The sequence below is a fragment of the Georgenia sp. Marseille-Q6866 genome, from assembly GCF_965111665.1.
In genome coordinates, this window is record NZ_CBCOOR010000029.1 from 27,001 (window position 1) to 36,384 (window position 9,384).

At 71.8% G+C, this 9,384-nt stretch carries 10 protein-coding genes; 3 read left to right on the forward strand and 7 right to left on the reverse strand.

The features are described 5' to 3' along the window. Positions 1 to 65: 65 nt before the first annotated feature. From rplI to rpsF, 4 genes are read right to left on the reverse strand one after another with little or no spacing between them, the layout of a single operon-like run. Positions 66 to 515 carry a 50S ribosomal protein L9 gene (gene rplI / locus ACWPXV_RS16740; protein ID WP_454086282.1) on the reverse strand — a complete coding sequence of 150 codons (450 nt, stop codon included), beginning with the start codon at positions 513 to 515 and terminating at the stop codon, positions 66 to 68. Between the two features lie 17 nt (positions 516 to 532). Further along, complete coding sequence (gene rpsR / locus ACWPXV_RS16745; RefSeq protein ID WP_110853882.1) at positions 533 to 772, reverse strand: 30S ribosomal protein S18; 240 nt, start codon at positions 770 to 772, stop codon at positions 533 to 535. Between the two features lie 52 nt (positions 773 to 824). Beyond that, positions 825 to 1,388, reverse strand: coding sequence for a single-stranded DNA-binding protein (locus ACWPXV_RS16750; RefSeq protein WP_454086283.1), 564 nt, complete (start codon positions 1,386 to 1,388; stop codon positions 825 to 827). Positions 1,389 to 1,426: 38 nt separating this feature from the next. Then, complete coding sequence (rpsF, locus tag ACWPXV_RS16755) at positions 1,427 to 1,717, reverse strand: 30S ribosomal protein S6 (RefSeq protein WP_454086284.1); 291 nt, start codon at positions 1,715 to 1,717, stop codon at positions 1,427 to 1,429. A 181-nt stretch (positions 1,718 to 1,898) separates the two neighbouring features. Between rpsF and ACWPXV_RS16760 the strand changes: the two genes are divergently transcribed. After that, positions 1,899 to 2,930, forward strand: coding sequence for a threonine aldolase family protein (locus tag ACWPXV_RS16760; protein ID WP_454086285.1), 1,032 nt, complete (start codon positions 1,899 to 1,901; stop codon positions 2,928 to 2,930). Positions 2,931 to 3,114: 184 nt separating this feature from the next. Here ACWPXV_RS16760 and ACWPXV_RS16765 read toward each other — a convergent pair whose 3' ends face one another. From ACWPXV_RS16765 to ACWPXV_RS16775, 3 genes are all read right to left on the reverse strand, one after another. Beyond that, the gene (locus ACWPXV_RS16765) at positions 3,115 to 5,349 is read right to left on the reverse strand and encodes a transglycosylase domain-containing protein (protein WP_454086286.1); all 2,235 of its coding nucleotides are present in this window, start codon (positions 5,347 to 5,349) and stop codon (positions 3,115 to 3,117) included. Positions 5,350 to 5,563: 214 nt separating this feature from the next. Then, entirely contained in the window at positions 5,564 to 6,643 is a 1,080-nt protein-coding gene (locus ACWPXV_RS16770; RefSeq protein WP_454086287.1) for an inositol-3-phosphate synthase, read from the reverse strand. Further along, on the reverse strand, positions 6,640 to 7,263 hold the full coding sequence (locus ACWPXV_RS16775) for a PadR family transcriptional regulator (protein ID WP_454086288.1): 624 nt from the start codon (positions 7,261 to 7,263) through the stop codon (positions 6,640 to 6,642). The genes ACWPXV_RS16770 and ACWPXV_RS16775 overlap by 4 nt, the downstream gene beginning before the upstream one ends. Positions 7,264 to 7,370: 107 nt before the next feature. Here ACWPXV_RS16775 and ACWPXV_RS16780 point away from each other — a divergent pair, with 107 nt between their 5' ends. After that, the gene (locus tag ACWPXV_RS16780) at positions 7,371 to 8,690 is read left to right on the forward strand and encodes an MFS transporter (RefSeq protein ID WP_454086289.1); all 1,320 of its coding nucleotides are present in this window, start codon (positions 7,371 to 7,373) and stop codon (positions 8,688 to 8,690) included. A 44-nt stretch (positions 8,691 to 8,734) separates the two neighbouring features. After that, a complete protein-coding gene (locus ACWPXV_RS16785) occupies positions 8,735 to 9,238 on the forward strand; it encodes a beta-class carbonic anhydrase (RefSeq protein ID WP_454086290.1) in 504 nt (167 codons plus the stop codon). The last annotated feature ends 146 nt before the right edge of the window (positions 9,239 to 9,384 follow it).

The following is a 9,384-nucleotide window of genomic DNA, read 5'->3' on the forward strand; positions in this document are numbered from 1 at the left end:
CAACGCGCGAGGCGCCGGCCGGTGGTCTCCCACCGGCCGGCGCCTCGAGTACGGCTAGGGCCTGGTCAGGCCTCGACGACCTGGACCGTGAGGTTGGCCTGGACGTCGGCGTGCAGGCGGACCTGCACCCGGTGCTCGCCGAGCGCCTTGATCGGGTTGGTGACCTCGATCTTGCGCTTGTCGATCGCCGGGCCGCCGGCAGCCTTGACCGCGTCGGCGATCTCGCCGGTGGTCACGGAGCCGAACAGGCGTCCGCCGGAGCCGGCGCGCACGGCGACGACGACCGACTTGGACTGCAGCGAGTCGCGTGCCGCGCGGGCGTCCTCGACCGTGGAGATCTCGCGGGCCTTGCGGGCCTTGCGGATCTGGTCGATCTGCTTCTGCGCGCCCTTGGTCCAGGCGGTCGCCAGGCCACGGGGCACGAGGTAGTTGCGGGCGTAGCCGTCCTTGACCTCGACGACGTCGCCTGCCTCGCCGAGGCCGGAGACCTCGTGGGTGAGAATGAGCTTGGCCATTGTGTGTCTCCCTTGGGTCAGCGAGCGGAGCTCGCGTAGGGCAGCAGGGCCATCTCGCGGGCGTTCTTGACTGCCTTGGCGATGGCGCGCTGCTCCTGGACGGACACACCGGTCACGCGACGCGCACGGATCTTCCCGCGGTCGGAGATGAACTTGCGCAGCAGCGCGGTGTCCTTGTAGTCGATGCCCTCGACCTTGGCCGACTTCAGCGGGTTGGCCTTCTTCTTGCCGGGCTTGCGAAGTACGGGCTTCGCCATGATGTGCTCCTTGGGTTCTTCATGCGCGGCTCACGCCACGCTGTACGTCTGATCAGAAGGGGGGCTCGTCACCGAACGAGCTCGACCCACCCGTGGCCCACGGGTCGTCGGCCTGGCCGCCGGCCGGCTGGCCGAAGCCGCCGCCCTGCTGGCCGCCACCGAAGCCACCGCTCTGCTGGCCACCGAAACCGCCACCCTGCTGGCCTCCGCCGCCACCGCCGCCGAAGCCGCCACCACCGCCGCCGCCACCGCGCTGCGTGCGCGTGACCTTGGCTGTGGCGTAGCGGAGGGACGGAGCGACCTCGTCGACCTGCATCTCGACGACGGTGCGCTTCTCGCCCTCGCGGGTCTCGAAGGACCGCTGGACGAGGCGCCCCTGGACGATGACACGGTTGCCCTTGGCGAGCGACTCGGCGACGTTCTCCGCCGCCTCCCGCCACACCGAGCAGCGCATGAACAGCGTCTCGCCGTCCTTCCACTCGTTGGACTGCCGGTCGAACGTCCGCGGCGTCGAGGCCACGGTGAAGCTCGCGACGGCCGCACCGGAGGGGGTGAAGCGCAGCTCGGGGTCAGCCGTGAGGTTGCCCACCACGGTGATGACGGTCTCGCCTGCCATGTCGGTCTCCTCTAGGGGTCAGGGGGTGGTCGGGATGCTCAGGGAGCGTCCGGACGGATGAGCTTGGTGCGCAGGACGGACTCGTTGAGCCCGAGCTGGCGGTCGAGCTCCTGGGCGAGCTCCGGCGTCGACGTCATGTTGACGACGGCGTAGATGCCCTCGGAACGCTTGTTGATGTCGTAGGCAAGACGACGCTTACCCCAGATGTCGACCTTGTCGACCTGGCCCCCACCGGTCGTGATGACCGAGAGCAGCTTGTCGAGCGACGGGGCGACGGTGCGCTCGTCGACCTCCGGGTCGAGGATGATCATCAGCTCGTACTGGCGCATGCTTATACCCACCTCCTCTGGACTTGGCGGTCACGGACGGTCCGTGACAGGAGGGTGATGCGATTGCGGCTGCGGACGGGTACGCAGGTACGCACCGGCCGCGGCCAACGCACCACTCTAACGCACGACGACGTGCCCCCGGAGCGTCATCCACATCACTGTCGGGCGCACAATGGCGCCCATGACCACGCGCGGCTTCACCTCCGACAACGCCTCCGGCGCCCACCCGGCCGTCCTCGCCGCCCTCGCCGCGGCCGCCGAGGGACACGCGCCGTCCTACGGGGCCGACACCGTCACCGCGGCGCTCGACGCCCGCGCCCGGGAGGTCTTCGGCCCCGACGCGACGATCCTGCCGGTCTTCAACGGGACGGGCGCCAACGTCGTCGCGCTCGGGGCGATGCTGCAGAAGTGGGACGCCGTCCTCACCTCCGAGCACGCCCACCTCGCCACGGACGAGTCGACCGCTCCCCAGCTCGTCGCCGGCGCCGCCGTGCGCACGCTCCCGGCACGGGACGGGAAGGTCGACGTCGGGGACGTCGTCGCCGTCCTCGCCGCAGACGACGGCAGCGTCCACCACGCCCGCCCCGCCGCCCTCTCCCTCACCCAGAGCACCGAGCTCGGCACGGTCTACCGGCCCGAGGAGCTCACCGACCTCGTCGCGGCCGTGCACGGCCACGGCGCCTCCGTCCACGTCGACGGCGCACGGCTGGCCAACGCCGCCGCCCGGCTCGGCACCTCCCTCGCCGCGCTCACGACGGCGCAGGGCGTGGACGTCGTCTCCTTCGGGGCGACGAAGAACGGGGCGCTGTTCGGGGACGCGATCGTCGTGCTCGACCCGGCGCTCGTGGAGCCGGTCGCGCGGCTGCGCAAGGCCTCCACCCAGCTGGCCTCGAAGATGCGCTTCGTCTCCGCGCAGCTCCTCGTGCTGCTCACCGACGAGCTGTGGCGCACGACGGCGCAGCACGCCAACGACGCAGCCGACCACCTCGCCGCGCTGCTGCGCTCCGAGCTCGGTCTCGAGCCGGTCCACCCGGTGGAGGCAAACGCCGTCTTCGTGCCCGTGCCGCCGGCGGCGGTCGGGGCGGTGACGGCGCAGCTCCCGGTCCTCGCGTGGAACCGGCCCGCGGGCGTGCTCCGCGCGGTGTGCTCCTTCGACACGACCGAGGAGGACGTCCGGGCGCTCGTCAGCGGGCTGGCGCGCATCCTGGGCTGACCGCGCCGGCGGGGGGGTGCCACAAAGCACCTGGCCCGGGCTGCGGCGCAAGGCCCACGGCTTGACGGACGCCTCCTGCACTCCCGGCGCCGGGACCTTTGTGGCACACGCCCGGGCGCACGCGGGCTCGGAGACGCGAGAGCGCAGCTCCGGCAGGAGCTGCGCTCTCGTAGGTGGGACCGGATCAGCCGCCCGGTGTTCGCTGACCGCCCTGGCCGCCCTGACCGCCGCCCGGGCGGGCGGGTCGTGTGGCCTCGCCGTCGCCCGTCGGTTCCTCGGTCGGGTCCTCGGTCGGCTCCTCGGTGGTGGGCTCCGGCTCCGGCTCGGGCTCCTCGGTCGTCGGCTCCGGCTCGGGCTCCGGCTCGTCCGTCGTCGGCTCCTCGGTCGGCTCCTCGGTCGTCGGCTCCTCCGTCTCCTCAGGCTCCGGCTCGTACTCCGGCTCCGGGGCGGGCGGCGGCGGCACGTACGTCGGCTCCGGCGGGGCCGGGCGCTCCGGGAACTCCTCGACCGGCTCGTCCTCGAGGACGGTGGCCATGAAGTCGCGCCACATCGTCGTCGGGTAGGTCGAGCCGGTGATCGACGCGTACTCCCCGAAGGGCGTGAGGGACTCCTCGGTCCCGTCCTCGCCCACCTGGTACATCGCCACGACGGTGGCCAGCTGCGGGGTGTACCCGGCGAACCATGCCGAGCGGCCCTCGTTCGAGGTGCCGGTCTTGCCCGCCGCGGGCCGGCCGAGGTCGTTGGCGCGCACGCCGGTGCCCTCGTTGATGACCGAGGTCATCGCGTAGGTCGCCTCGGCCATGACGTCCGGCTCGAAGACCTCCGTGCCGTTGGAGTGGCCGGCGTAGATGACGTTGCCGTCAGCGTCGGTCACCTCGGCGACGATGTACGGGTTGTGCCGCACCCCCTGCGCGGCGAAGGTCGCGTAGGCGCGGGCGACGTCGATCGGGTGCGGGGACGCCGGGCCGAGGACGTTGGAGGGGACGGGCTCGAGGCCGGCCGTGTCCTCCGGGAGGCCCGCGGCGACGGCCGCCTCGACCGACCGCTCGGGGCCGACGTCCATGTTGAGCAGCGCGTAGGTCGTGTTGACCGACTGCTCGGTGGCCGTGACGAGGTCGATGTAGCCGCGGTTGAAGGCGTCGTAGTTGTTGACCGGACGCTCGAAGCCCTCGATCTCCATCGGCGTGTAGCTCGGGTAGGTCTGGCTCAGCGGGATCCCGTCCTCGAGCGCCGCGACGAGCGTGAAGGGCTTGAAGGTCGAGCCCGCCTGGGCCACGTCCTGCGTGGCGGCGTTGCGCGGCTGGGACACGAAGTCGGGCCCGCCGTAGAGCGCGACGATCTGCCCGGAGCCGGGGTCGATCGACACGAGCGCCACCCGGTTGTCCTCCGGGCGGTCCTCCGGCAGCGCGTCCACGACCTCGACGGCCGCGTCCTGGGCCTGCGGGTCGATCGTCGTCGTCACCCGCAGGCCGAGGGTGTCGATCTCCTCGTCCGTGAGGCCGGCCTTGTTCACCAGCTCGTTGCGTGCCATGTCGAGGAGGTAGCCGTTCGGCCCGGCGTAGGTGTCGGAGCGCACGTGCTCGACCGTCTCGGGGAAGGTCTGCTCGTCGGCCTCCTCCTGGGTGATCCAGCCGTCGCGGACCATGAAGTCCAGGGTGCGTGCCCACCGCTCCTCGGCGCGCTCCGGGTCGATGGCCGGGTCCCACGCGCTCGGCGCGGGGATCACCCCGGCGAGCAGCGCGGACTCGGAGAGCGTGAGCTCGGCGGCCGGCTTGTCGAAGTAGGCCTGCGCGGCGGTCTCGATGCCGTAGGCGTTGCGGCCGAAGTAGATGGTGTTGAGGTAGTCGCCGAGGATCTCGTCCTTGGACAGCTCGCGGTCGATCTTGAGCGCGAGGATCGCCTCGCGGAACTTGCCGACGTAGCTCGTCGTCGTGCCGATGTAGTAACGCTCGACGTACTGCTGGGTGAGCGTCGACCCGCCCTGGGTCGGGTTGCCGCGCAGGTTGTTGACCAGGGCGCGGCCGATGGCGATCGGGTCGATGCCGACGTTCTCGTAGAAGCGCCGGTCCTCGGAGGCGACGACGGCGTTGCCCACGTGGGCGGGCAGCGTGCTCGGGTCGATGATCTCGCGGTTGTACTCCGCGAAGCTGCCCATCTCCGTCTCGTCGTCGGCGAAGTAGACGTGCGTGCCCTGCGCCTGGGAGAAGTCGCCCGGCTCAGGGATGTCGGTCGTGACGTAGGCGGCGGCGAAGACGCCGACGACGATCGCGACGCCCGTCACGACGGCGCCGAGCACCACCCGCCAGCTCGGCAGCCAGCGCCGGATCGGCCCCTTGCCCGAGCGTGGGTAGTCGAAGCGGCGCTTGCGGCCCTTCGTCGTGGCGCTGCTCCGGCGTCCCGGCTCCTGTGTGGCCGCCACGCATCTCCTCCTCGGCTGCGGTGTGCCGGGCAGGTGTGCCCGGCGACCCCCAAGTATGCGGTACCGACCCTGCCGCACCCCGGGACGCTGCGCTCGTCCAGGGCGCCCTTCACACGATCCGCGCAGGCCCTCCGCGGGTCTCGACGAAGCCCCTCACACGCGACGAGGACGCACCCCCCGGCCGGCCGGGTGGTGCGTCCTCGTCGTCGCGGGGTCAGCGCTCGAGCTGGCCGGCGATGAAGGCCTCGACGTCGGCGCGCGCCGTGTCGTCGTCGCGCTGCTCCGGCGGGGACTTCATGAAGTAGCTCGAGGCGGACAGGAGCGGGCCGCCGATGCCGCGGTCCAGGGCGATCTTCGCGGCGCGGATCGCGTCGATGATGATGCCCGCGGAGTTCGGGGAGTCCCACACCTCGAGCTTGTACTCGAGGTTGAGCGGCACCTCGCCGAAGGCCTTGCCCTCGAGGCGGACGTAGGCCCACTTGCGGTCGTCGAGCCACTGGACGTAGTCGCTCGGGCCGATGTGGACGTTGCGGGCGCTGAGCTCGCCGGTCATGTTCGAGGTGACGGCCTGCGTCTTGGAGATCTTCTTCGACTCGAGGCGGTCGCGCTCGAGCATGTTCTTGAAGTCCATGTTGCCGCCGACGTTGAGCTGGTAGGTGCGCTCCAGGCGCACGCCCCGGTCCTCGAAGAGCTTGGCGAGCACGCGGTGGGTGATGGTGGCGCCCACCTGGGACTTGATGTCGTCACCGACGATCGGCACACCCGCGGCGGTGAACCTGTCGGCCCACTCCTTGGTGCCGGCGATGAAGACGGGCAGGGCGTTGACGAAAGCGACGCCGGCGTCGATGGCGCACTGCGCGTAGAAGCGGGCGGCCTCCTCCGAGCCCACCGGCAGGTAGCAGACGAGGACGTCGACCTGGGCGTCCTTGAGGGCGGCGACGACGTCGACCGGCTCCGCGTCGGACTCGTCGACCATCTCCTTGTAGTACTTGCCCAGGCCGTCGAGGGTGTGGCCGCGCTGGACCGTGACCCCGGTGGCGGGGACGTCGCAGAGCTTGATGGTGTTGTTCTCGCTCGCGTTGATCGCCTCGGCGAGGTCGAGGCCGACCTTCTTCGCGTCGACGTCGAAGGCGGCGACGAACTCGACGTCACGCACGTGGTAGTCCCCGAAGGTCACGTGCATGAGGCCGGGGACGGTGGTCTCCGGGTCGGCGTCGGCGTAGAAGCGCACGCCCTGGACCAGGGAGGACGCACAGTTGCCGACGCCCACGATGGCTACGCGGATTGAACTCATTCTTGCTCCTTGTGGGTGGGGGGTGCGGGCGAGGCGCCCGCGGGTCCGGGTGTTCGCATGTCGAGGGCACCGGGGGTGCCCCGTTCGGTGTCGATGAGGTTCTCCAGCCACTCGACCTCGCGCTCGACCTGCTCCAGGCCGTGGCGGGCGAGCTCGGCGGTGTAGGCGTCCATCCGCTCGCGGGTGCGCTGGGTGGACTCGCGCAGCAGGGACAGCCGCTCGACCATGCGCGCGTGCCGGCCCTCGAGGATCCGTAGCCGGGTGCGGGCGTCGGTGGTGGCGAAGAGGGTGAAGCGGACGTCGAAGGCCTCGTCCTCCCAGGCGGCGGGGTCCGCCGTCGCGAGGGTCGCGGCCAGGCGTTCACGGCCCGCGGCGGTGAGCTCGTAGACGATCCGCCCGCGGCGCCCGGCGAGCGGGTGCGGCAGGGAGGCGGTGGGCGCCTCGGCGATGAGGCCGGCCTCGGTGAGCCGGCGCAGCGCGGGGTAGAGGGAGCCGTAGGACAGGGTGCGGAAGGCGCCGAGCTGCGCGCTCAGCTGCCGGCGCAGCTCGTAGCCGTGCATGGGCGCGCTGCCCAGCTGGCCGAGGATGGCGAGCTCGAGGACCTCCGCACGCGTGCTCATGGGTCCTCCTCCCCGTTCCGACCGGTCGCCGCGATGTATCGCTGCGATATATCCCGTTGAGAGTAGCGCACGGCGGATGGCGGTCGGCCGGGGGATAGCCTGCACCGGTGAGCATTCCCGCCGACCTGCGCACCCTCGCCGTCCACCCCGGCTTCCGGAAGCTCTTCGCCGTCCGGCTCGTCTCTCAGTGCGGTGACGGCATGTTCCAGGTGGGCCTGGCCACGCTGTTCTTCTTCAACCCCGCGAACATGGCCACCGCCTCCGGTGTCGCGGCCGCCTTCGCGGTCCTCCTCCTGCCCTTCACCGTCGTGGGCCCCTTCGCCGGGCCGCTGCTCGACCGGTGGAGCCGCCGCCAGGTGCTCCTCGTCGGCAACGCCGTGCGGGTGGTGCTCGCCCTCCTCCTCGCCGTCCTCATCGGGACCGCGGGCGTGTCCGTGCTCGTCTACGTCCTCGCCCTCGTCACCCTCGGCGTCAACCGCTTCCTCCTCGCGGCGCTCTCCGCCGGCCTGCCGCGCGTCGTCCCGCGCGAGCAGCTCCTCATGGCCAACACGCTGACGCCCACCCTGGGCGCCGTGTCCGCCGTCGCCGGTGGCGGCATCGGCTTCGTCACCGGGCTGCTCGTGCCCGCCGCTGCCAAGAACTCCGCCGCGCTCGTCGCCGCCGCGCTCCTCTTCGCCGCCGCGTCGGCCCTCGCCCTGCGGCTGCGCCGGGGCGAGCTCGGCCCCACCGTCCGGCCCCGCACCGGCGTCGCCGTGGCGATCCAGCAGACCGCCTCGGACCTCGTCGACGGCGCGCGCTACCTCGTCCGTCGCGGCACCCCCGGCCTGGGGCTGGGCGTCATGGCGCTCCACCGCTTCCTCTACGGCGTCAACTTCATGGCGCTCATCCTCATCTCCCGCAACCTCCTGTCCGACCCCGCCGACGCCGGAGCCGGGCTCGCCACCTTCGCGCTCCTCGGCGGCATCTCCTTCGCCGGCAACGGCCTCGCCATCGTCCTCACGCCGCTCGCGCACGAGCGGATGTCGCCCTCGCGGTGGATCGTCGTGTGCCTCGCGATCGGGGGCCTGAGCCAGGCGCTGCTCGTCACCACCCCGCAGCTCGTCGTCGTCGCCGTCTCGGCGGTGCTCCTCGGCCTGAGCGTCCAGGGCGCGAAGATCGCGGTCGACACGATCGTCCACCGCGACACCCACGACGACTACCGCGGCCGCGCCTTCTCGCTCTACGACGTCATGTACAACGCGGCCTTCGTCGCGGCCGCCGCGCTCGGCGCCTGGGCGCTGCCGGACACCGGCTGGTCCCGCGTCGTCTTCGCGGTGCTCGCCGTCGTCTACCTCGCCGTCTCCCTCGGCTACAGCGCGGGGACCCACCGGCTCGCCGACGCTCCGCGCCCGGTCCACGCGAGCGAGCGGGACGGGTCCGGGACCTGAGCCGGGCGGCGACGCGACCGCGTAGCGGAGTAGCGTCGCACCCCATGAGCTCTGCCGACCCCTTTGCCGACCTCCTCTCCGCGAACGCCCGCTACGCCGAGGACTTCTCCCTCGCCGGCTTCGACGGCGTCGCCCGGGCGGGCGTCGCCGTCGTCACCTGCATGGACTCGCGGATCGACCCGCTCGGGATGATCGGCCTCGTGCCGGGCGACGCGAAGATCCTGCGCAACCCCGGCGGCCGCGTCACCGACCAGGTGCTCGTCGCGCTCGTCCTCGGGACAAACCTGCTCAACGTCGACCGGGTGCTCGTCGTCCACCACACGCGCTGCGCGATGGCCTCCCGCTCGGAGGAGGAGCTGCAGGCCGAGATCGGCCGCCGCCAGGGGCAGGACGCCACGTGGATGTCCCTCGGCGTCATCACCGACCAGGTCCAGTCGATCCGGGCGGAGGTGGCGAAGGTGCGCTCCCACCCGCTCATCCCGGACACCGTCGCCGCCGGCGGCTTCCTCTACGACGTCGACACCGGCCTCCTCGAGCCCGTCGAGTAACCGTCCCCGCCCCCTCCGCCGCCGACAGCTAGTCCGAAAATGTGGTGACTCTCGGGTGCCAGCTGGCGTGGTTGACGTTAGGCGGCGAGCTCGAGGGTGACCTTGTAGCCCAGGGCCTCGAGGTTGCGGACGTGGTCGCGTATGCG

Excerpts from the sequence above, each read along its gene's own strand:
- rplI (WP_454086282.1), bottom strand. The coding sequence starts at position 515 with ATGGCCAAGCTCATTCTCACCCACGAGGTCTCCGGCCTCGGCGAGGCA.
- rpsR (WP_110853882.1), bottom strand. The coding sequence starts at position 772 with ATGGCGAAGCCCGTACTTCGCAAGCCCGGCAAGAAGAAGGCCAACCCG.
- ACWPXV_RS16750 (WP_454086283.1), bottom strand. The coding sequence starts at position 1,388 with ATGGCAGGCGAGACCGTCATCACCGTGGTGGGCAACCTCACGGCTGAC.
- rpsF (WP_454086284.1), bottom strand. The coding sequence starts at position 1,717 with ATGCGCCAGTACGAGCTGATGATCATCCTCGACCCGGAGGTCGACGAG.
- ACWPXV_RS16760 (WP_454086285.1), top strand. The coding sequence starts at position 1,899 with ATGACCACGCGCGGCTTCACCTCCGACAACGCCTCCGGCGCCCACCCG.
- ACWPXV_RS16770 (WP_454086287.1), bottom strand. The coding sequence starts at position 6,643 with ATGAGTTCAATCCGCGTAGCCATCGTGGGCGTCGGCAACTGTGCGTCC.
- ACWPXV_RS16775 (WP_454086288.1), bottom strand. The coding sequence starts at position 7,263 with ATGAGCACGCGTGCGGAGGTCCTCGAGCTCGCCATCCTCGGCCAGCTG.
- ACWPXV_RS16785 (WP_454086290.1), top strand. The coding sequence starts at position 8,735 with ATGAGCTCTGCCGACCCCTTTGCCGACCTCCTCTCCGCGAACGCCCGC.